20 protein-coding genes and 5 pseudogenes are annotated in these 22,000 nt (G+C 40.1%); 14 read left to right on the forward strand and 11 right to left on the reverse strand.

From position 1 onward, the window contains the following. The first annotated feature begins 67 nt into the window (after positions 1–67). Together ACE3JL_RS14510 and ACE3JL_RS14515 are read left to right on the forward strand one after the other, a co-directional pair. Positions 68–1,072 (forward strand): ISL3 family transposase, encoded by a 1,005-nt coding sequence (locus ACE3JL_RS14510; RefSeq protein ID WP_375327781.1) that lies wholly within the window; start codon positions 68–70, stop codon positions 1,070–1,072. A gap of 103 nt (positions 1,073–1,175) precedes the next feature. After that, positions 1,176–1,465, forward strand: a pseudogene (locus ACE3JL_RS14515) (transposase); the annotation flags it as partial. A 597-nt stretch (positions 1,466–2,062) separates the two neighbouring features. Here the strand turns inward: ACE3JL_RS14515 and ACE3JL_RS14520 are convergent. Then, positions 2,063–2,224, reverse strand: coding sequence for a hypothetical protein (locus tag ACE3JL_RS14520; RefSeq protein WP_375327782.1), 162 nt, complete (start codon positions 2,222–2,224; stop codon positions 2,063–2,065). A gap of 226 nt (positions 2,225–2,450) precedes the next feature. Continuing rightward, positions 2,451–3,665 (reverse strand): annotated as a pseudogene (locus ACE3JL_RS14525) (ISL3 family transposase). 310 nt (positions 3,666–3,975) lie between these two features. Here ACE3JL_RS14525 and ACE3JL_RS14530 point away from each other — a divergent pair. Beyond that, positions 3,976–4,517: pseudogene (locus ACE3JL_RS14530) on the forward strand (ISAs1 family transposase); the annotation flags it as partial. An 11-nt stretch (positions 4,518–4,528) separates the two neighbouring features. On the opposite strand, the gene ACE3JL_RS14535 reads toward ACE3JL_RS14530, so the two are convergent. Both ACE3JL_RS14535 and ACE3JL_RS14540 read right to left on the reverse strand, forming a co-directional pair. Further along, a complete protein-coding gene (locus ACE3JL_RS14535; RefSeq protein WP_271990376.1) occupies positions 4,529–5,311 on the reverse strand; it encodes a class I SAM-dependent methyltransferase in 783 nt (260 codons plus the stop codon). 273 nt (positions 5,312–5,584) lie between these two features. After that, positions 5,585–5,713, reverse strand: coding sequence for a hypothetical protein (locus ACE3JL_RS14540; protein WP_272076764.1), 129 nt, complete (start codon positions 5,711–5,713; stop codon positions 5,585–5,587). Here ACE3JL_RS14540 and ACE3JL_RS14545 point away from each other — a divergent pair. Further along, complete coding sequence (locus ACE3JL_RS14545) at positions 5,712–5,897, forward strand: hypothetical protein (RefSeq protein ID WP_375327783.1); 186 nt, start codon at positions 5,712–5,714, stop codon at positions 5,895–5,897. The genes ACE3JL_RS14540 and ACE3JL_RS14545 overlap by 2 nt on opposite strands. A gap of 173 nt (positions 5,898–6,070) precedes the next feature. Here the strand turns inward: ACE3JL_RS14545 and ACE3JL_RS14550 are convergent, their stop codons facing one another. Both ACE3JL_RS14550 and ACE3JL_RS14555 read right to left on the reverse strand, forming a co-directional pair. Beyond that, entirely contained in the window at positions 6,071–6,487 is a 417-nt protein-coding gene (locus ACE3JL_RS14550) for a putative toxin-antitoxin system toxin component, PIN family (protein WP_271990380.1), read from the reverse strand. Beyond that, positions 6,474–6,722, reverse strand: coding sequence for a hypothetical protein (locus ACE3JL_RS14555; RefSeq protein ID WP_375327784.1), 249 nt, complete (start codon positions 6,720–6,722; stop codon positions 6,474–6,476). The genes ACE3JL_RS14550 and ACE3JL_RS14555 overlap by 14 nt, the downstream gene beginning before the upstream one ends. A 328-nt stretch (positions 6,723–7,050) precedes the next feature. Between ACE3JL_RS14555 and ACE3JL_RS14560 the strand changes: the two genes are divergently transcribed. The 4 genes from ACE3JL_RS14560 (at position 7,051) to ACE3JL_RS14575 (ending at position 8,210) form a co-directional block, all read left to right on the forward strand. Next, positions 7,051–7,248, forward strand: a complete 198-nt coding sequence (locus ACE3JL_RS14560) for a type II toxin-antitoxin system HicB family antitoxin (protein ID WP_002788008.1) — start codon at positions 7,051–7,053, stop codon at positions 7,246–7,248. A 5-nt stretch (positions 7,249–7,253) separates the two neighbouring features. Continuing rightward, positions 7,254–7,592: a DUF6972 family protein gene (locus tag ACE3JL_RS14565; protein ID WP_002762993.1), complete on the forward strand. Its 339-nt coding sequence runs from the start codon at positions 7,254–7,256 to the stop codon at positions 7,590–7,592. Further along, positions 7,540–7,809 (forward strand): hypothetical protein, encoded by a 270-nt coding sequence (locus ACE3JL_RS14570; protein ID WP_002736772.1) that lies wholly within the window; start codon positions 7,540–7,542, stop codon positions 7,807–7,809. The genes ACE3JL_RS14565 and ACE3JL_RS14570 overlap by 53 nt, the downstream gene beginning before the upstream one ends. A gap of 164 nt (positions 7,810–7,973) precedes the next feature. Beyond that, positions 7,974–8,210 (forward strand): type II toxin-antitoxin system Phd/YefM family antitoxin, encoded by a 237-nt coding sequence (locus ACE3JL_RS14575; protein ID WP_002762994.1) that lies wholly within the window; start codon positions 7,974–7,976, stop codon positions 8,208–8,210. Positions 8,211–8,901: 691 nt separating this feature from the next. Here the strand turns inward: ACE3JL_RS14575 and ACE3JL_RS14580 are convergent. The 3 genes from ACE3JL_RS14580 to ACE3JL_RS14590 form a co-directional block, all read right to left on the reverse strand. After that, the gene (locus tag ACE3JL_RS14580; RefSeq protein WP_375327785.1) at positions 8,902–11,211 is read right to left on the reverse strand and encodes a GUN4 domain-containing protein; all 2,310 of its coding nucleotides are present in this window, start codon (positions 11,209–11,211) and stop codon (positions 8,902–8,904) included. 72 nt (positions 11,212–11,283) lie between these two features. After that, entirely contained in the window at positions 11,284–11,922 is a 639-nt protein-coding gene (locus tag ACE3JL_RS14585) for a hypothetical protein (RefSeq protein ID WP_375327786.1), read from the reverse strand. A 458-nt stretch (positions 11,923–12,380) separates the two neighbouring features. Beyond that, entirely contained in the window at positions 12,381–14,693 is a 2,313-nt protein-coding gene (locus ACE3JL_RS14590; RefSeq protein WP_375327787.1) for a DUF3488 and DUF4129 domain-containing transglutaminase family protein, read from the reverse strand. A gap of 163 nt (positions 14,694–14,856) precedes the next feature. Here ACE3JL_RS14590 and ACE3JL_RS14595 point away from each other — a divergent pair, with 163 nt between their 5' ends. The 5 genes and pseudogenes from ACE3JL_RS14595 to ACE3JL_RS14615 form a co-directional block, all read left to right on the forward strand. Then, entirely contained in the window at positions 14,857–15,594 is a 738-nt protein-coding gene (locus tag ACE3JL_RS14595) for a phycocyanobilin:ferredoxin oxidoreductase (RefSeq protein ID WP_271990403.1), read from the forward strand. Between the two features lie 240 nt (positions 15,595–15,834). Beyond that, positions 15,835–15,947 (forward strand): annotated as a pseudogene (locus ACE3JL_RS14600) (RNA-guided endonuclease TnpB family protein); the annotation flags it as partial. Between the two features lie 60 nt (positions 15,948–16,007). Further along, entirely contained in the window at positions 16,008–16,601 is a 594-nt protein-coding gene (locus tag ACE3JL_RS14605) for an IS607 family transposase (RefSeq protein ID WP_375327788.1), read from the forward strand. Continuing rightward, a complete protein-coding gene (locus ACE3JL_RS14610; RefSeq protein ID WP_375327789.1) occupies positions 16,570–16,887 on the forward strand; it encodes a transposase in 318 nt (105 codons plus the stop codon). The genes ACE3JL_RS14605 and ACE3JL_RS14610 overlap by 32 nt, the downstream gene beginning before the upstream one ends. A 146-nt stretch (positions 16,888–17,033) precedes the next feature. Continuing rightward, positions 17,034–18,103, forward strand: a pseudogene (locus tag ACE3JL_RS14615) (RNA-guided endonuclease InsQ/TnpB family protein); the annotation flags it as partial. Between the two features lie 82 nt (positions 18,104–18,185). Here the strand turns inward: ACE3JL_RS14615 and ACE3JL_RS14620 are convergent. Further along, a complete protein-coding gene (locus tag ACE3JL_RS14620) occupies positions 18,186–19,193 on the reverse strand; it encodes a Gfo/Idh/MocA family protein (RefSeq protein WP_271990610.1) in 1,008 nt (335 codons plus the stop codon). 84 nt (positions 19,194–19,277) lie between these two features. Between ACE3JL_RS14620 and ACE3JL_RS14625 the strand changes: the two genes are divergently transcribed. After that, positions 19,278–21,317, forward strand: coding sequence for a hydantoinase/oxoprolinase family protein (locus tag ACE3JL_RS14625; RefSeq protein ID WP_375327790.1), 2,040 nt, complete (start codon positions 19,278–19,280; stop codon positions 21,315–21,317). 32 nt (positions 21,318–21,349) lie between these two features. Here the strand turns inward: ACE3JL_RS14625 and ACE3JL_RS14630 are convergent, their stop codons facing one another. Continuing rightward, the gene (locus ACE3JL_RS14630) at positions 21,350–21,970 is read right to left on the reverse strand and encodes a chorismate lyase (protein WP_271990614.1); all 621 of its coding nucleotides are present in this window, start codon (positions 21,968–21,970) and stop codon (positions 21,350–21,352) included. Between the last annotated feature and the right edge of the window lie 30 nt (positions 21,971–22,000).

Raw genomic sequence — 22,000 nt, forward strand, 5'->3', positions numbered from 1 at the left:
AATACAGCAATTTATTGGTTAAAATATAGACAGCCAAGACCAGCAATTTTAGACACAAGCTATACTTATGCCATCAAATCCACAATTAAAGTTAATGACCGACCTACTTCACCTAGAAGGAGTTGTCGTTACCAATTATCAAATTATTACCGATATAGGAATTGTTTTACATTTAGAAAATATGTCAAGAGAAAGCCAGTGCATTCATTGTGGAAGTAAAACGGAAAAAGTTCATCAAAACAATGAATTAACAATCCGAGATTTACCCTTTGGAGAACAGGCATTATATCTGAGAATCAATCGTCGTCAGATGAGATGCGAGAAATGTGGGAAAAAATTCACAGAAGAACTAAATTATTTGCCGAAGAAAAGAACCTACACAGACAGATTTAGAAAAAAAATAGTGGCCGAAGTCCTGAATAGTGATCTCAAAAATACGGCAGAAAGAAATGGGGTAAGCGAACAAGAAATAGAAACGATGCTCAAAGACTTAGGAGAAGACTTAATAACCGCAAAACCTCAAGGTCTAAAAAAACTAGGAATAGATGAAATAGCCATGATAAAGGGAAAAGGAAATTACTATGCTGTGTTAGTAAATATAGACACAGGAAAAATTGTAGGTTTAGTGGAAAAAAGAACAGAAGAAGCATTAACAGAATATCTGAAACAGTGGGGAGAAGAGGTTTTGAGCCAAATAGAGGAAGTAAGTATAGACCTGTGGATAGGGTATAAAAATGTGGCAGAAAAACTAATGCCTCAAGCTCAAATAGTAGGAGATAGATTCCATGTAATGAAACAAGTAAATAACGAGCTAGATGAAGCCAGAAAGGAGGTAAAAAGAGAGGCAACCAAGATAAAAAATAAGAAAAATAAAGAAAATATCTTAGCAGGAATAGCCAAGAGCAAATATGCCTTATTAAAGAATGAAGGAGACTTAGTAGAGAAAGAAAAGAAAAAATTGGAAGAAGTATATAAAGTGTCTCCAAAACTTGGGGAAATGCACAAATTAAAAGAGGAATTTAGGGCTCTACCGAACCTGTCATGTAAAACTACTAACAACTTATGCTTGTAAAGCTTGTATAGTAAAGCTTTGAGTTTTTGTTAGATTGATATTTATCAACTTTAGAGCATTGCTGGACAGAGAGGGAGCTTGGGGAATTTTCTACATTGTAAGTTCGGAAGAACCGAATTTAGAGAAGTATTTGAGAAAAATACGGAGGGGAATGAGGGATTATTTGCCTTGAGCGATTGGATAAAAAAGGCGATGGCTTACTTTCCTAAAAGCTGCCAGACAATTCGGCGGTAGATTGACGAAATAACTGCCTATTTTGATAACCGAACAACCCAGGGAACAGTGGAAGGAATTAACAATAAACTGAAGGTGATTAAAAGGAGAGGCTATGGATTTAGAAACTTTAAAAACTTTAGTCTTAGATGTTTATTAAATTGGCATTTTGCTAGTTGATTTTACATGGTAAGTTCGGAAGAACCATTATTCCTCCCATCGAGAGCTATTCTGAATTGTAAGTTATAACCATTATAATCTCATTTCTCTTTGTGATCAAGTTGAAGATTTTCTAGTTTTTGACGGTTATAAGTATTAATACTTATTGCATAAGTGAGATGCTCCCACTATCTTCCTGATTTAACCCTGTTCGTTCTCAGCCAACCTCTTTGATTGCTTGAGTATTTATACTTAATTTGTCTAGCCAATTGTTTTTTTTATTGTTCGCCTCTTCTAGAAAATAGTTGCTTCGTACTATATTTTCCCTGCCAAAATCGGGGTTAATGCTCTATTTATTTCAAAATGAGAATTGCTGATTTCTATCAATTGCCAGCCAAATATAGACTTTTATCGTCTTAGAAAAAACAAAAGACCACCCTTCGGCTTCTCTCAGGGTCAACATTTCATCACATTCTATAACCAATTTACCTTTTGGTTTGTCCGAAACCTTTATTTGACGGGGAACAGCCGCCAGTTTATTGTTGACCCTTCGGCTTCGCTCAGGCTTCGGCCGTGAGCTCAGCCGAACGGGTCAACGTCGAGGCTTCGACGGTGAGCTCAGCCGAACCGCGAAGTCGAGACGTTGACATAATTTTGTAACCATGACCAACTTACCCCTGTTACTCTAGCAATTCCTCGTAAGGAAATTCGTTCGAGCAGGAGTTTATCAATTAATTGTTTGGTTTCGTCAGAGACGGTTTTATTAGTGGGATTGATCACAAACGGTTGACCGCAATCTTTACACTGACGTTTCGGCTTGCCATTATGTGTAGAACCATTTTTGATGGTATGATAAGAACCACATTTAGGACAACAAGATGTTGAAGTTTGTGAATCTTTTGTCAGAAGACAATGTTCTAAATCTTCATCGTAATTTAACCAAAGTTTAATTATCCAAGAGAAGATATTGATAAAAATAGGGCTCTTCGTTACCCTTTATGCTAAATCAACAGACAAGATGCCAAGATAACATACTTCTAACCCAAAAATTCCGAAAGTTTCTAAAGCCATAGGCTCTCCGTTTTATTAGTTTAAGTTTATTGTTGATTCCCTCGACCACCCCATTTGTTGTCCTTTGCTCGAAATAACTAATTATTTCTCCAAACCAGTTTCGGATTGTTTGACAACTCTTAGTAAAAACACTGGAGGATTTTGCCAACCATTCCGAGATGGATAGCATTCCCTCTGTCGGATTCTCTGAGGTTTCATAAATCTTTCTAAATTCTTCCTTTAATTCCTGCATCTTTTTCAAATTTGGAAAATTTTCTTTGATAGCTTCTAGTTTAATTTTTTGGGTTTCCGTTAAATCTTTTTCATTTTTTAACAAGCTATATTTACTTCGCTTTAAAACTTCTAGCTTCGCTTCTTTTTCCGCTTTCTGTTTTTTATTTTTCTGCGCTTCTACGGCTCTTTTTTCTGCTTTTCTTTGTTCGTCTAACTCTTGATTAATTTGTTTCATTACATGGAATCTATCGGCGACTACCTCGGCCGATGGCATCAATTCTTTCACCAAATTTTTATAGGGCAACCAAAGGTCTATGCTGACTTCTTCAATTTGCTCTAATACCTCTTTTCCCCACCCTGTAAGCGTTTCCCTCAACTCCTCTTGTGTTCGCTTCTCTAGAATAGCTATTAGTTTTCCCGTATCTAAATTTACTAAAACCACACAGTAATTTTTTTGTCCTTTGACTAGAGCGATTTCATCAATTCCTAGTCTTTTTAATTTCGATAGGTCTGTCTCTGTAATTTCTTCAGCTATGTCCTCTATCATTCTTTGAATCTCTTCTTCCGTTACGTCATTTCTTCGGCTAACATTTAAAATATCTCCTGATTTTAATTGTTCGAGTATATTCTCGGCTAGTCTTTTCGTATAGGTTCGTTTCTTGCCGACAAAATCTAACTCTTCGCTAAAGGGTTTCTGACAATTACCGCACTTAAATTGACGACGATTAACTTGTAGGTACACTGGTTGACCTGAGAGCGGTAAATCTTTGACTAAATGTCGATGATTTTGGTGGAGTTTATCGCTCTCTAACCCACAACGAGGACAGACTGCTTTTTTATTTTTCGATTCGACTGGTCAAACTATACCGATATTTTCTAGGTGTAGATAGCCTTGAATAGAGGTTCCTTCTAGGTTCAAAAATTTGTCAAGTATCATAAGTAAAATACTCTGGTTTTTGGCTATTATATCAAATCTTAACTCGATTGTCTATCTTTTTGTATTAACCAGTTTGTGCCTTAAACCTTTTCCTGTATGGGTTTCAGCTATTTTTGGGCGTAGGCTCTCTCATCGAATTTTATTTTAAGTTAATTATTTGCATAACAGTTACCGAAGAGCCAAAAATAGCAATCATAAAAACCAAATCCCCAACATTTATCAAGCAATTATTTTTATTAGTAAATATTCTACACGACTCAGTCCAGATAAGCAAGATGGCTTACCACTACTACCGAATCACTACCTGGAAAAGGGTCATCATCGTCTCGAAAAACGTTGGTGTTGGGCTGTACCCTTAGAAGCTTTCGGCGGTCTTTATCAACAGACTCAATGGCAAGGACTTCAAAGTATTATCATGGTTAAACGAGTTCGTCATCTTTGGAATAAAACCACTTGTGAAGTCCAATTCTATCTCAGTTCTCTCCCTGCTGATGCTCAAAAAATAGGTAATGCTATTCGTAAACATTGGGGCATTGAAAATCAGGCTCATTGGATTTTAGATGTTACTTTTAATGAAGATATAGCGTTTCTGATTCACAAGAGGTACATTCCCGATCCTGAACAGCTTAATCAGCAAAGGTTTAAGTGTGCCGCACAGATGCGAGAACCGCTATAAATGTCGGATTCGCTCAGGCCACAGCCCTCGTAATGGGAGCCTTCTTGAGACGAGTGGCACTTAACGCTCTTAACCAGGAATCCACTTACCGACGTAGTCTGGCACAAAAAAGTAAACGGGCGGCCATGGATAATAATTATATGATGGCTGTGCTGAAAGCCTTTTGTCAAGCCTAATTGAGATGCTCTTACCCTGGGGGAATAACGCAGAGATAATAAAGCCAATGATCAAGATTAGTATTTAACTCTTGTTCGCTCTTAATTTCCTGACCGGTTTTCCAAGAATAAATTTTAATCTCTTGAAAGTAAGACCCTAACTGTCTTAATTGTTCTTTGGGGGTAGCGTAATAATTTTCGAGGCGAAAATTATGGGGTTCATCCCGAATAATTGCATAGTCAGCAGTTAATAACTGTTCATAGTTAAGAGAGGGATTGCAGGCACGCAAAATCGCCCAGATGACTAAATTGACATAGCTACTAAAAGGATTTAAACTAATCTTTTTTTTCCAATCAAATTCTGAGATAATTCCCTGAAGATTATGACTAGAAAAGCAAAAATAACCACCCGCTTTACCGATGCGGCTAATTTCCTCTAAAACCAGGAAACGGTCAGCATGGGAAATATAATCAATGCCATTAAAACTAAAGAGAATAAAATCAAAATAATTGTCCGCAAATTGTTCTAGATTTCTAGCATCGGCCACTTGCCAGACTAAATGGGGAAATTTTTGACGACAAGCGGCGATCATTTCCGCAGAATAATCAACACCGATATATTCTCCCACAAGAGGGGCAAAATACTTCGTAGTCCGTCCCGCACCTACCCCTAAATCAAGCATTTTCATCGTCGATAAACGCTCTTGGAGCAGGGTTAAAATTGTCTTTTCTGCTGGCTGTAGCGCGGTTAATTGGGCATAATAACCGACAATACTAGGGTCTCTATAGGTTTGCTGATTTTTATCCTTAATCATTCTCGATCGCTCTTTTCTACTACCATCTTTAAGAAAATATTTAGACTATCATAAGATGCGCTTAAATTATCAACTTGAAATCAATTCAGATTTTTATACCAATTCTCCAAAATCTGACTACAGATAGGGTAGCATATCATATTAGTAGAGTTAAAGGAAAAATATGACAGGAGTTTATAAGATAGAAATATCTGAAAGTAAAGCATAACTAAGGGAACTGCTTCGACAAGAAAAACTGGTTTAGGAAAAGAAAGAATACAAGTATTGTACTTATTAAACCCACATTCCGCACTTCAAGATGTAGTATAAAGAGATTAGGTTTTTTGTTAAAAAGGCGATCGCCAACCAACCCGACCTAGTTAAGGATAATTGGCGCTTCCTAGAAGTTTGGGTGGATTCCATGCAGTCCCCTCCCTATATCCTGCTAGTGTTGATCGATAAGGCGAGGGGGTGTTATGTTTTTGATCCTGCTGAAAAGTATCGTCTCCTCAAGGCGTTTCCAGATTATGAAGAGGCTCAACTCTGGCTCTTGGAAGATGAATACGAACCGATTGAAGGACGATTATCTAGTGAGGAAAGCGCTTAGATTTGCTTAAACTTGTCGTTTGGAATAAAGTCAGAATATCGCCTTACCAGTGCCGTTAGGGTAAGCGCCGAGATAGTTACGAATGGAGTCAGGTTTGGGTAATTGGCGCTAAGATTATCGGAGGATTTTCTTTCGGCGCTGCTAGAAAACAATTAGGAGGATTTATAATTAATTTACTTGTTGAATAAAAAATCATTAACTGTAACAATATTAATAGACAAAAAAGGATGTAAAATAAGCAAATCTCGATCTCCTGTAATGATCGATTCTGCTTGACCATTAACGGCTAATTCCAAATATTTATTATCTTTAGGATCTCGACAAATATCTGTCATAAAGTCCATTTTTAAGATAAATTCAACAGTTTGAGATAAATCCAATAAAAATTGTTGACGTTCTTCAAGGGTAATATAGCGGTCAAATTTGGGGCGAAATAAGACGGTTTCTAGTTCTTGCCAAGTAGCAGGGGATACGATAATAATTCCTAATTGTTGGGCTTTTTTCAAAGCAGTATTAGGTTTACTGTTGGGGGATAAAACGGAACTTATAATAATATTAGTATCCAGAACAAATCGTCTATTCATCTTCATTTAAGAGAGATTCTAAAATATCAGGAGTTAATCCTCTCTCTTGTGCTTTTTGTCCAATAGTATCCATTGTTTTATATAATTGATTTAGTGATTCTTGTCTTGACAAAGTTGAAGATTGAAGATAAAAAGCGATTTTTTCTTCTATTTTTTGGCGTTCTTCCTCAGTTGCATTCCAATAAGTTTCAGCAACATCTAAAGGGACTTTGATTCGGATTTCTGTTTGATAGTTTGTCATAATTATATTTTCTTAGTTTAGTTAGTAGTAAAGAAATTTAGTCGAAATTAATAGCCTCCCTTCAGCTAGCGTTACAGTTTAGAAGTCTCAGTTACTCTAGCGCATTGTTAAACTGATTGTCAAGTTTAGTTACTCTCAATTTAAGATATGTAATTTACTTTGGTTGCGAAAAACCAGCACCGCTAGTGTAAGTATTCTTCAGCGCCTGGACTAAATATAGAGATGACGTTGGGGGTAAGGCTAATGTGGGAACGGTAAATAAATTTGGTTGAGTTGTTTGCTATGATTAGGGGTAATTATTAACACTTCTTAAAAAGCGAGTGGGAAAATGAGGCAAGTCATTGTATATCGAGACGAAGATGGCTATTGGATTGTGGAGTGTCCAAGTCTCAAAGGCTGTGTTAGTCAGGGAAAAACGAAAGAAGAAGCCTTGATTAATATAAAAGAGGCGATTGCCGGTTATATTGCGGCTTTAGCGGAAGACGGCCTGCCGATTCCAGCAATTATTAGAAACGCCGAAGTCTAACCATTATGAGCGGAATTAATCGCGAGATTTTTCTTGACACTAAGCATATTTCTAAACATTTACCGAATACTCCACAATCACGGAGATTACTGTTACGAGGACGAGCTATTCATGTGTTTAAAGATGAAGATACAATGCTACGAGTTATTCAGGCTATCATGGAAAGGGGCGAATACACGGGCAATGTTCGAAACTATGAGCGCTATGGGCTATTCTTTGCCGAAGCGATTGGTTGTCGAATTAGCCCAGATGGTTTAAAGTCTTCTTTATTCTACGGCGAGGTTAAGATTAATGCAAACAACGAATATCACGCAATTCCTCGAACCCGACCTAGTGAAGGATAATTGGCGCTTCCTAGAAGTTTGGGTGGATTCCATGCAGTCCCCTCCCTATATCCTGCTAGTGTTGATCGATAAGGCGAGGGGGTGTTATGTTTTTGATCCTGCTGAAAAGTACCGTCTCGTCAAGGCGTTTCCAGATTATGAAGAGGCTCAACTCTGGCTCTTGGAAGATGAATACGAACCGATTGAAGGACGATTATCTAGTGAGGAAAGTGCTTAGATTTGTTTAAACTTGTCGTTTGGAATGAAGTCAGAATATCGCCTTACCAGTGCCGTTAGGGTAAGCACCGAGATAGTTACGAATGGAGTCAGGTTTGGGTAATTGGCGCTAGGATTATCGGAGGATTTTCTTTCGGCACTGGTAGAAAACAATTAGGAGGGGTTATGATCCCGGTTAATGAGGCTCAACAAAAGTTGCAGGATTTGATTGATTCAGTAACTGTTTCCCACGAACCCATTATTATTGAGGGATGCGATGGTAATGCAGTTTTGCTATCTGAAGGGGATTGGAAATCGGTACAAGAAACGTTATATCTCCTCTCAATTCCGGGGATGCGAGAATCAATTCGGGAGGGACTGGCAACGCCGGTTGAAGAATGTGCTGAGGAGCTAGAATGGTGAGGTGGAAATTGGTTTACACCAAACAGGCGCAGAAAGACCCTAAGAAGCTTAATTCTAGTCATTTAAAAAATCCTGCGGATGTGGACACATTATGAGTAGCGTTAAGACATCGTTAAATCGTGGACTTTCGTTAGGTTAAGCCGCCGAAAAAAGTTATTTTTTGTCAGGGAAAGCTTTTCTTAAATTTGCTATCCGTCGCTAAAATCATTCATCATCATTCGCTAATAAATAAGATTTCAATTCTTCAAAGGTTCCCTGTTTAGCGCTTCCCATTTCTACCGCCTTAAATAGGGTTTGCTGAATAAATGTGAAATGTAGGCAAGGTCAGGGTTTTGTGGCTTTTCTCGTGAAACAGGTGCAAGATTTTGAGAGAATCGTGCTTCAAAACCTTGGGTCTTCATCGGCCCGCGTCCTGTAGGGGCGAAGCATTCGGGCAATAACCTATCGGTGAAACCGGAGATTTTCTATCCGAATGCTTCGCCCGTACTTTTTCAGCAAGCCTTAAACACCTCCTGAGCATTAGCGGCAATCTCGGCCCGTCGAGCTTCGATTCGGCGCTTGCGGATTAACTCGCAAGCATGGAAGCCATGATAAATTCTATGGCACACAAACAACACGAAAACCTACTAAGGAACAACAATCATTCTGTGAACTCTCAAAATACCCATGTCTTATTAATGAGAGAAAGCTATTATTCTTGTTCCTCATAATTTAAGGAGGAGTAAAGAGATAGCAAACCCGTCCAACAAATACCGTCAGAAGGTGATCCCATTATTGTGGAGCGATATGGGGGGTGGATTTTTAGACATGGCCTGTGTCCCTGTGGTGCTTCTATAAGATTATTAGTTAGATCAAAATACCAAGATTTTCCATGAATTTCGTGTCTCCAACCTAATTTTTCTCCAAATTTAAGAAAAGTATCAGCGTCATAGCCGCCAGACAAGCCGGTCTGATCATCGACGCAATAGGCTTCTCCTCCACAGTCTATCCAGATTTTTTTCTGTACTGAAAATCCAAATTTTCCACCGCTATATTTTCTCCATAATCGGTCAATTATTTCTAACTCAATATGAGGAAAATTCAGGAAGTCTCGCTCACCTAGATAATCACTTCGCCTACTCTTATTCATGATTTTAAACATCATTGCAAGAGTTTCTTCTTCTGCTTGTTTCCACGCTTGTTGAGACAACAAATAATCTAATTTAGTAAAGTCTGCGATAGGAGTAATCGTCTTTTCCTCATGTTTGAGTTTTTCCTCTACAATCATCCGTTCACTTACTACTTCCATTGCGGGTAAGTGGGGAATATTACCAAAACGATTTAATAATTGCCAACCTGCCAAAAGACTATTAATCCCCGCACTTTGGCTCCCATCAATCCCGTCCGCATCCTTAACCTTCTCTAATAACAACTTCAAAGACTCTAAAAACGGCTGATCCTCTTGATAAATAATCCGTTTCAAAAGCTGACAATCAGCGTCATTGTCGAGATCAAAAACCTTGTCCGAAGGCGCATCATTAGCTCGTAACCAATCAGAAAAAGCCTTATTACCTTGCTCTAAAGCCAAATACTGATACTGACTTGGTAAATTAGCCAAAGATAACGCCAACTTCATGCGAATTTCAGGCAAACAAGAGGGAGCATCCGATTTTAAAGTATCGTAAAACTGCCCGTAAGCTTTGACAACGGTTGAAATTCCCATCTGCCAAAACTCCGACGTTAAAAAAGAATGATTCTTGTACTTTTCCAACAAATAGGGAATCAAGCTCGGTAACAAAGGCGTATTTTCCCAAGAATTTCCCAGAAAGAGAATATCCGCATAAAGTCCAATAACTAAACAGTGCCATACTGCTAGATAGCTATAAAAACTCTTGTAGTCTTGGTCGGTGATTTTATACTCTTTGCCAATCGGCAAGTTAGAAGTATCAATGCCATGCTTTTCTAACTCTTCTTTTTCAGCTAACTCCTTGTAGAAAATTTGTAAATTCTCCTCGTTCACTCCGCCCATATTTTTAATATAAGCTTCATCCTTACCCAGAGATTGTAACTTCTGGCGAGTGATTTCCCACTCCAAAGCCCTTTTTTTCGCTGAATTATTCAGTAAATCAGCAACAGACTGACCCGATAAAATCGTCGCCTGCGTGTAAGAAACATCGCCCCCCGACCAATAACCCGCACGAAAATTGAGTTCCCCCAAGGGAATTTCAGACTCTAAAACTAAAATAGGAATACTTTTTAATTGTGCATGAAGCGCTTGCAAAGCCGACCCACCGCCCCGCTTATTGGATTCCCAAGCTTTATCTAATAACTGGACAGGATATTGCTTACTATTCAAATAACCCTGATGAAGAAATTGCTCAATTTCCTTAGACAAAAACCCTTCATAACTAGCTTGATAGGGTTTGCCTGAACTGGGATCGTAATCTAAGCTAGGGGGTGCAAGTAGCACTTTTAAAGGCATTATGCCATGAGCGAAAGAATTTTCCAGTAAATCAGATGCTAAATTGGCGATAGGCGATTTATCTTCCCTAAGCCTTTCCCGCATTTGTATTAAAGCATTTTGATGCTGAATTTGGGTCAAATCACGCTGAAAATCTTGCTGTAACTGCAAAATATCATACTGAATCTTCTTTTCCTGCTCAAAACGCCATTTTTGAAAATCCAGATTTTTTTGATTAATCGCAAAGTTAACCTGCGCCCGAAAAGCCTCAATTTCCTTCGCTCTTTCGTGGTTAAGTTCAGCTAATTCTCTTTGAAATTCTTGATTTTCTCTTTGTTGCAATACGGAAAATTTTAATTGATTATATTGCAATTCTGCGGAATGCTTTCTACTTAATCGAGCAATTTCTTCGGAAGAATCCCGATTTAGCCGACTGATACTTTCAGAAGATTTACGATTTTCTGATGCTGACCAAGCATTGTTTCCACTCGATACCAGCGCACTAAAAGCTGCACCACCGGCATAAATTAAGGCATCAGCAGCTATCTTATCTAAGGGCATATTTTAAAATTCTCCACAATAAGTTAATGATAATTACTTTTGAGCAAATACGAGATTTTTCAAGGCTGAAACTTAGACTTTTTTAGACTGTTCTCTTAACTTTTGAGCTTCCGCCTGATATTTCTCAGATTCAGCCATCGCATTTTGGGCTTCTTTCCCATGACTAGAGGCATCTGACTGGTTTTTATGCTCACGATGCCAATCGGCTTCTTTACTGTGACTCTGAGAACTACTTAAACTATCGTTAGCTTTTTTCTCTAGTTCATTGGCTTTACTTAATAACTCAGAAGCCGTCTCAGAACCAGATCGCTGTGAAAGATGATCCCAATGGGAAGTATGATCTGCGTGGGAATATTGATGGTCTGGGAAACTGTTAGCATGATGAGGGTGATAATCTGCTAAGTGCTGGTTCTCAAAACCTTGAGCAAAATGAGAAGGATGATCAACTTGAGAATATTGATGGTCTAATAAACCATTAGCGTGATGGGGTTGATAATCTGCTAAACCCTGATGCTCAAAAGCATTATGGATATGATGAGGCTCATAAATGCTGATATTAGATGGGACAAAGGGATCGTGGTGAACTCCCAAATTAGGGTCGCTTAACAAATCTTGGTGGTCGTGCAAATCCAGCGACGAATCCGCATGAGTATGTAAAGTGTGGGTAGTATCGGACTGATGAAGGTTATGATCAAAGGCTGGTAGATCCATGATGATATCTTGTCAGTGGAGGAATGAGTATTTATTTAGGCTAGGGAATAACTTGATCCAGATAAATTACCCCAATCCTAGCATATTTATTTTAGTCGAAGCCATCGGATTAGCGCAATGCGATCGCCATTTATCAAAGGATCGCCAAGTAATACTAAATCCAGTTATTAAAGACTAATTATTTAGGATTTGCTGAATAAATGTGAAATATAGACGAGGTAAGGATTTTAGGGTTCTGTTTTGCTCTCACAAGTGCAAGATTTTGAGAGAATCGTGCTTCAAAACCTTGGGTCTTCATCGGCCCGCGTCCTGTAGGGGCGAAGCATTCGGACAATAACCTATCGGTGAAACCGTAGATTTTCTATCCGAATGCTTCGCCCGTACTTTTTCAGCAGACCCTAATTATTTAGGATTTGCTGAAAAACTTTTTGCCGCAAACCCTAACTATAGGCTCAAGCTCACTTTTTCACCAACTTGACAAATTCTCGAAAACGTTGGCGTAATCTCTCGATATTAGCCGATTTCCCGCCATAACGCCAATCAACGTAGGCGCGAGCAATCTCCTCGATAATATTCGCCACTGGGGGCGGTTGGACGCTGCGGGCGGCGGTGGCGTATTCTAAAGGAGTTTGAGCGGGATGTTTACCATAACCGGCTTCTGTTAAGATTCCTAACATTTGCTGGTATAAACGCTCGATTGGTGGTAGTTTTGCTAACCGGCGACCCCGACGCCAACGATGGAACTGTCCCCATCCTAACCAACCAGCGTAAGCGAAGAAGACCCCCAATAAACCACCGAGAATTCCCCCCAACAGACTGCCGGAAATAAAGCGCCATAACCAGGCCAATAACTGACCGATAGTAACGATAACATTTTCCCAAATCAGACCGAGAAAACCCGTTACTGGAGAGGGCAACCATCCGGCCACCCATTGCCAAAATTGCTTGAGGACGCTAAAAGGTTCCGCTTCCTCAAAGGATGGGGGAATTAATTCGTGGCCTGGGATAGGATCGAAAGTGTACCAACCGTAACCGGGGAAAAACACCTCTGTGATGGCGTAAGCGTCCGTATTTTGGACAACATAAAAGCCAGTAAAAGGATTAAACTGGCCAGGGGCAAAACCGGTGGCTAATCGGGCAGGAATACCGATCGAGCGTAACATAATCGTTAACACGGTGGAAAAATGATCGGCGTAACCCCCCTGAAAACGAAACAAAAAGGCCGAGACTAAATCCTCATTTTCGGCTAAAAAGGGCAAATCGGTTTTTAATTCGTAGTTTTGCTTCAATGCTTGGGCTAAATATAGGGCCTTCTCGTAGGGAGAGGTTAAAGGTTTGGGAGATTTGGCCAGCAATTCCTCGGTTTTTCGGCGGACTTTCGGGGCAATTTCGGCAGGAATTTGTAAATAATGCTTGAGAATAGACTTAGGATAGTTTTCTGATGCCGATCGCAGTTGGCTGCGATTGCGTTCCGGCACTTGTGAGATTACAGTATAAGTTAGCCCTTCTGCTAATCCTCCCGGCGACCTTAAGCTATTTTCTCGGTCTAAAGATACCTGTCGAGTGGGAAAAAAGAGAAACTGGGGCGAAGTAAGAGCAGGGATAATATTCGGTAAACTGGAGACAATGCTGTAAGTTTGGACTACCTGACGGGTTTTGGCCTGGGTTGCGGGTAGCGGCACAAAAAAGCGATAGGACCAACTACTGCGATTTAAATCCTCTACTTCCTGATCTCGCGAGATTTGCCACCCTTGACCAGTATAGCGATCAAACGCCATGGCGCGCCAGAATCCGGTGGCTTGAGAACGTACCCGCATGACTGTCTGGGGAGTCATACTTCCCCGCAAATTTTGGTTAATTTGGCTGTTAAAACCGTAATAAAAGGTAGAATCTAACTGTCCTGACCCTGTAGTGGGACTATTACCGCCATTTACGCCACCATTCCCCGTTTCACCCTCGCGCACATAGCCGGGGTTAACGATTTGTCTGTCTCCCTGTTCAAAATCCTGATTTTCCATACCTGCTGGACTATTGACGGGAAAAGATTGAATTTGATAACCAGGAAAACGCGGCATCAGAGCAAAAATTGTCAATCCCAAGAGGAGAATTGTCAGGAAGAAAATCCCAAAACGTTTGGGAGAAAGGGGAGAATTTTGCAGGGAAACTAATTTTTTTGTGGCTAGATGCGGGGATTTCCTTGAGAAGAAAGGGAGACTCTGATTGAGATTATCTAAACCTAAACGAGAACGATAGTCTAAAACTAGGGTAGGTAGGGATAAAAGCAGAAAGAGGATTAACCAAGGCGCAAAAGCGAGGGTTTGGGAGATTGTCCCGGCGACTCCCAAGAGAATTAAACCGATTACCATAGAATACCCTAAATCTTTGCGTCGGGGCAGGTCAAAACTATGGAGAATTTGCAGTTGAATTAATAATTGTGTTAGGGCAATGCGACTATCCTGCATCGCAACGATATCACCCAAGAATAGCGCCAACACCACTAACATTCCGATCGCTATACAAAATTTTGCCCCGATATTGCGCTTTTTCCTGCGTCGCCAACTCCAGATTCCGCCGATAATACTGAGAGGAACGGCCCAAATACTGGTATAACTATCAGTAGCCACATCGGTGGCGATAATACCGACGATTACTAAAGCTTGCACCAGAATTCTTAAAATAATCGATTCCTCGGTTTCTGGCAAGGGAGAAGATTCTATCTTTTGCCAGAGGGTTTTTAAGGAAGGTCTTGGACGAGTGGCACTGCTAACCATAGGGTAAATTGGGAGAAGGATCAAAAAGTTAATTTTATGTTTCCCAGTTCTAATCTCGATCGCTCCATGGGGTAAAGTGGATTTTAGATGTCAGGAGATAGGAAAATAGGGAGATAGGGAGACGATAACTGATAACTGATAACTGATTACTGATAACTGACCTATGATAGCCGTTACCAACCCTGAAATTTTACCGTTACTTCATCCCCTGATTGGACAATTAGCCACGGCAATTCTGTCCCACTGGGAAAATTATCTTGATTTGTCGCCCTTTGAGTTACCAGAAGGTTTAGGCTATGTGGAGGGACGTTTAGAAGGGGAAAAATTAATTATCGAGAATCGCTGCTATCAAACTCCCCAGTTCCGCAAAATGCACCTAGAATTGGCTAAACTGGGCAATGGTTTGGATATCCTTCACTGTGTCATGTTCCCCCGTCCAGAATATCCGCTACCGATGTTCGGATGTGATATAGTCTCTGGCAAAGCGGGAATCAGTGCCGCTATTGTGGATCTTTCTCCCACCAGTAACGATAAAACTCTCCCTAGTGCCTATAATCAAGCTTTAGCGGCTTTACCTGGGGCCGATTTCGCCCAAGCTCGTGATTTACCGCCTTGGGGTCATATTTTCTCCCAATATTGTCTGTTTATTCGTCCCGAAACCGCCGCCGAGGAACGACAATTTTTACAAAGAGTAACAGATTTCTTGACAATTCACTGCAAATGTGCTAAGGAAAGTCAGCCTCTTTCTGGGGAAGAAGCGCGTATTTATTTACAGGGACAACGGGATTATTGTAGTCAACAGCAAAAAAACGATAAAACTCGGCGTGTACTAGAAAAAGCCTTCGGTTGGGAATGGGCAGAACGTTATATGACGGGGGTTCTTTTTGATCTGCCCGATTAAACTGAACTACCCCTTGTAAAAATCAAAAATTGTCTTTGATTTACCTTTGAGTCCGAGAAATTAGCCCAACTTTTTTAATCAATCTCTATCTCATATTAAATCCGTTGAGGAACACACAGAAAACGGGTTTCTCCGAGAAACCCGTTTTCTACTCATGCAAAGGGCAAAACGGAGAATAAATAATCAGTTTTTAATAACTGGATTTAGTATCAAGGGAGCGATTCATCTCTCGTTAACCGCTGCGATCTCGCTGATAATATCTTCTTGAAGATATTAACTTCGTTTCGTGGTCTAGAGGGATCGTTAGAAAGCAATCTCTAGATTCAGGTATTGTAAAGTTTTGTAAAAAAATATATGCAAATGACTGCAAACAGCCGCTAATACGGTTAGTACAAGTTTACGTTGCAGTTCACATGAAACTATCAGATTATGCTAAGAAAAAAGGGATCAGTTATGACACTGCTTGGAGAATGTGGAATCGAGGGCAGTTACAAGGAGAACGTCTTCCTACAGGAACAATTATTATTTTTGAAGATGACCGTTCTTGCGGTGAAAATAAAGTAGCTATTTATGCGCGAGTTTCTAGTTCAGAAAATAAATCTAACTTAGAGACTCAGGCAAAAAGATTGGAAGCTTATTGTATGGCGAAAGGCTATCAAATTGTTCGAGTAGTTAAAGAAGTAGGAAGTGGAGTCAATGAGCATCGAAAGCTATTATTAAAACTTCTAGAACAAACTGATTATAATTTGATTGTCGTAGAACACAAAGATCGTTTAAGCAGAGTAGGGTTTAATTATCTGAAAGTTCTTTTAACTCAAACAAATAGAGATATAGAGGTCGTTAATCTAGCAGAAGAAAGAAAAGACGATTTAATGCAAGACTTCGTGAGCATAATTACCTCATTTTGCGCTCGATTATACTCATTAAGACGACGAAATAGAAAGACAGAATGTTTAATTAAATGCCTTGAGGAGAATGATAAAATTAGTTCAAAAACATCTAATTAAATTTAATCACAAAAATTATTCAGTAATTGATAAATTAGGATTTTTATCGAAGAATCTCTATAATTGTGCTGTTTATTTAAACCGTCAAGTTTTCTTTTCACATCAACCATTTTTAACAATGACTGAGTTACATCATGCCTTAAAAATGAGTCCAGATTATCAAGCCTTACCCGCCAAAGTAAGTCAGTTAGTATTAAAGCAAGTAGAAAAAACCTTTAAATCCTATCAAAAAGCGAAAGAACAATACAAAAAATCGCCAGATAAATTTACAGGAGAGCCTAAGTAGCTCTCTTAGGTTTGGTGGGCAAAATGTATTCTAAGATACATTCTTTCTGGCAAGCGAGTGGAAGGAACCACAAAGACACAAAGGACACAAAGATTGATCGATCCTCTGTAAGTTAAACTTATCACACAGAACCGAGAAGAGCCCCTAAGTTGCCAAGATACAAAGACAAGAAAAAAGGTAGAAACGTTTTAACTTATAACTATCAAGCCATTTCTAAAAAAGCGTTGAAGCAAGGTTTAATCAAGCTATCAGGGACTAATTTAGAATTTAAAACTAATTTAAAGGAAGTCTTAGAGGTTAGGATTATTCCTAAATTGGGTGCTTATTGTTTAGAGATTGTCTATGAACAACCATCCTCATCAAGTCAAGAGGGAGAAAGATATGCTTTTATCGATTTAGGCTTAAATAACCTAGCTGCTGTTACCTCTAATATTCCCGAATTTCAGCCAACTTTAGTATGTGGGAAAGCCTTAAAATCCTGCAATCAAAAGTACAACAAGACACTAGCTAAACTCAAATCGGAATTACCCAGTCTCCAGAAGACCAGTAAAAGAATACAAGGTTTAACTTTAAAGCGTAATTGCCAGGTGGATTATTACCTCCACACCGCTAGTAAATATATTATTGATAAATTACTAGCTCATCAAATTAACCTTTTAGTTATTGGTCATAATCAAGGCTGGAAACAAAACCTGGCTCTTCTGGTTTCTGTGTGGAAACGGGGTCTATACTGATAGTTTCTTCAGCAAAATAGTCCTAAAAGTCTTTCTAGGTAAATATTTCACGATTCTATAAGCAAAAATTATCACACAAAGTCGAGAAGAGCCAAAACCTTAATATTGGAGATAGAAATAACCAGTCATTCGTAAATATTCCTTATTCAAGGTTTATCGAACAACTTACCTATAAAGCAAATTTAGTAGGAATAGAGGTCAAAACAACTAATGAAAGCTATACCTCTAAATGTAGTTTCTTGGACTTAGAGTCTATTCAAAAGCAAAAAAGCTATTTAGGCAAGAGAATTAAAAGAGGACTATTCAGAAGCTCGTCGGGTTATTTCTATGGAGCAGATATTAATGGTTCCTTAAATATTGGAAGAAAGGTAGTCGGAGAGGCCGCCTTTAGCGGGAATCCGATAGAGAGGTTCGTAGTTAACCCCGTACGGGTCAAAGCGTACAAAGCTAATTCTAGATGCAATATTTGCGGACAGAATTAGTAACTATAAAACCTTGCCTTAATGCGAAAAGTTTTTGGAGCGGGGCATAAATCCCGGTTAGAAAAAGAGACTCCATGTTTCCCTATTCTAAACGCACAATCTCTCCACCTCTGGCTAGAGATAATTCTGCTGCCTGGAGGATTTTGACTAATTCCGTCCCTACCGATCCCGAAGATACAGGAGAATCGACACCCGTAGCTACCGACTCTAAAAAATGTTCGCACAATGCTTTTAGGGGTTCACCATCGGCAATAGGGATAGATTCCGTCTCCTGTCCCCGGGGAATAAAATAGGCTTCCTGACGTTCAAAATAGCCCTTTTGTCGGGTTAAAGGCGATCGAGAGTCTAATTCATTGAAAATTAAAGTCCCTTCGCTGCCAACTATCCCTAAGCGTCGCTGTTTATCGGGATTCAACCAACAAAGGTGAATAGTCGCTTGAAAACCATCGCCATAGATCAGGGTTAACCAGACTAAATCGGCTAGATTAGGTTGTAGCCAGAAGGTTCCCCTCGCCTGCACTAATACTGGTGTACTATCTAGCCAGCTATTAAAAATCGAAATATCGTGAATAGCTAGATCCCACAAAGCGGACACATCCTGACGGATGGGACCCAGATGAGTGCGAGTAGCATAACCATAAAGAGGTTTACCGATGCCACCGGATTGCAGGACTTTTTGTCCGGTGATAACAGCCGGATGAAAAAGATAGGTATGATCAACTAATAAAATACGCTGTTTTTGCGCCGCTAATGCCGTTAGTTCGGCACATTCTTGGGAATTGAGGGTTAAGGGTTTTTCGGCGAGAACATGATAACCTAAATTAAGAGCATCTTTAATCAGGGGATAATGGCTAACAGCAGGAGTAACAACGACTACGGCCGAGATTTTTGGGTGATTGCGAATAGATTCCCAGTTATTGGCTAAAATAACCTTATTAGTATCGAGATTAAATTGATCGCGACAGAGACTGAGTTTTTCAGGGGAGGAGTCAACGATCGCCACTACTTGTGCTGAGGGATGTTGAGAAAAATGACGGACGAAATGCACTCCCCAACGTCCTACCCCTAAAATAGCGATTCCTGTGGACATTTTGCTTACTCAGATAGATCAATCTAGTTTATTTTAAAAGGATTAGGCACAATTGTTAATTGATTCTGAGAACTGGAAGGGATTATGTTAAGATTTTTTATCGATCGAGGGGGAACTTTTACCGATATCGTGGCGATAATCGATCAACCAGAAATTATTGAAAGACTAACTAGAGATGCCGCTAGATTTCTGATTGTTCCCCTTGCCGATCAACAGTGGATTGTTCTCTATAAACTGCTCTCGGAGAATCCCGAAAAATACCCAGATGCAGTCATTCAAGGGATTAAAGATATTAGCGGTTCCCTAGATAACATCGAAGTGATTAAAATGGGAACAACGGTAGCCACCAATGCGCTGTTAGAAAGAAAGGGAGAGCGCACGGTTTTGTTAATCACCAAAGGGTTTAAAGATGCCTTGAGAATTGGCTATCAAAATCGCCCTGATATTTTTGCTCGTCAAATTATTCTTCCTTCTTTATTATACGAACAAGTTATCGAAGTGGCCGAACGCTACGATAGTCAAGGACAAGAATTAATCGCCGTTAATCCCGCCCAAGTTAAAGCCGATTTAATACCAGTTTATCAAGCAGGTATCCGAAGTTGTGCGATTGTTTTTATGCACGGTTATCGTTATCCTGACCACGAAAAACAAGTGGCAGCCATTGCCGAAGAAATCGGCTTTACTCATCTAGCCATTTCCCACCAAGTCAGTCCTTTAATGAAACTGGTATCCCGGGGAGATACCACGGTAGTTTCTGCCTATCTATCGCCAATTTTACGCCGCTATGTTGATAGTATTAGCCAGCAATTACCGAAAACTAGCTTGCTATTTATGAAATCCGATGGCGGTTTAGTCACCGCCGATAAATTTCAGGGTAAAGATAGCATTTTATCCGGTCCTGCGGGGGGAATAGTTGGGGCAGTAGAAACCAGTTTAAGGGCAGGATTTAGCAAAATTATCAGTTTTGATATGGGAGGAACTAGCACCGATGTTTCTCATTTTCAAGGGGAATACGAGCGGCAAACAGATAACGAAATTGCCGGCGTAAGAATGCGAGCGCCGATGTTAAGTATTCACACCGTGGCTGCTGGTGGGGGTTCGATTTTAGTCTATGATGGTTATCGTTTTCGGGTGGGGCCAGAAAGTGCCGGAGCTAATCCAGGACCTGCCTGTTATCGACGGGGTGGACCATTAACAATTACCGATGCTAATGTTTTGTTGGGAAAAATTCAAGCCGCCTATTTTCCCGCTATTTTTGGAGAAGAGGGAAATTTACTTCTAGATAGAGAGATTGTGCTGATAAAGTTTCAAAAATTAGCAGCAACAATGGGGGGTAATAATAGTCCTGAACTGCTGGCTGCGGGGTTTATTCAAATTGCCGTGGAAAATATGGCTAATGCGATTAAAAAAATCTCTCTACAAAAGGGTTATGATCTCAGTGATTATACTCTTTGTACCTTTGGCGGTGCCGGGGGTCAAGTGGCCTGTTTAATTGCCGATACTCTGGGAATGAAAAGCATTTTTCTCCATCCCTACGCTGGGGTTTTAAGCGCCTACGGCATGGGTTTGGCCGATTTGAGGGTAATTAAAGAAAAAGCGATCGAACAGCCGTTAAATGCCGATTTAATCGGGCAGTTACTCACGGAGATGAACGAATTAGAAGTTTTAGCGGGTCGGGAATTAGAGGGTTATAATCAGGTACGCCAGCAAGTCAGTTTGAAATATCAAGGCAGTGATGCCACTTTAGTGGTTAATTTTGGCGATCAAATGCGTCAGGATTTTGAATGGGAACATCAAAGACGTTATGGGTTTAAACAAGAACAAAAAGCTTTAATTGTTGAGTCCATCGCCGTGGAATTGATCGAGACTATGGACAGTCCCCAAGAAGCAATTTTAACTCGCACCCGTCCGATGGGAGAATTACCTCCTATGCTCGATCGAGTAGCGGTTTTTATGGCTAATCAATGGCGGGAAACGCCAATTTATCAGCGTTCAGATCTGCAACCTTTTGATTGTCTGGCTGGACCGGCAATTATTATCGAAAAAATTAGCACGATTGTGATCGAACCGGGTTGGATGGCCAAATTAACGGAGAAAAATCATTTAATTCTTTGCAAAGATTAGCTAATTAAACCACATAGAAATATCTACGGCAGTTATTCTAATTGATCAATTCTCATTTCGCCGAGGTATTTACGGAGATAAGGAGAAAAAACCTCATAAATCAGGGTAAGGGGTTGGCGAGCGTGCCAAAATAGGTAATGACGACCCCAAAATGCTCCTTTTTCCCCAAAAGATATTTCTAATTCCGGGGAATGACCGTAATAAAGTCCCTGCACATCGCGATACAATTCCGTGTGCAGCCGCGAGAGACTTTCCCAAATCGGTAGGGAACGATTTTCTAGATATTCGTCCACTTGATTGGCAGACCACCAAGAAGCGGCATAGGCTAACCTTTGACCACTAGCTGTGCGTAACCAGACTTGACGACGCAATCTCGGCCCCGGAATCAGGCTAATTTTCATCGGTGCGCCATCCTCATCGTCGCCGATGGGGGACATATCGATCACATCCACTTCCGTTTTTTCACCGGTTAAAAGTTGTAAATGACGGGTGGGAGAACCATCGCCGAGAATTAAAATCTGCCACGGGGGGGCGAGTTGACTATGGGGTAAACCTTGTTTAACATCGGTTTCGTCTCCTTGCCAGAGAGGGGACAGGGAGTACCAAGGACGATTAAGCAGGGGTTTTTCTTGGGGGTGGAGGATAGCAGTCAAGGTTTGTTACAAAACTTTATGATTTTTTCA

Source organism: Microcystis sp. BLCC-F210 (genome assembly GCF_042134685.1).
Classification (GTDB): domain Bacteria; phylum Cyanobacteriota; class Cyanobacteriia; order Cyanobacteriales; family Microcystaceae; genus Microcystis; species Microcystis aeruginosa_D.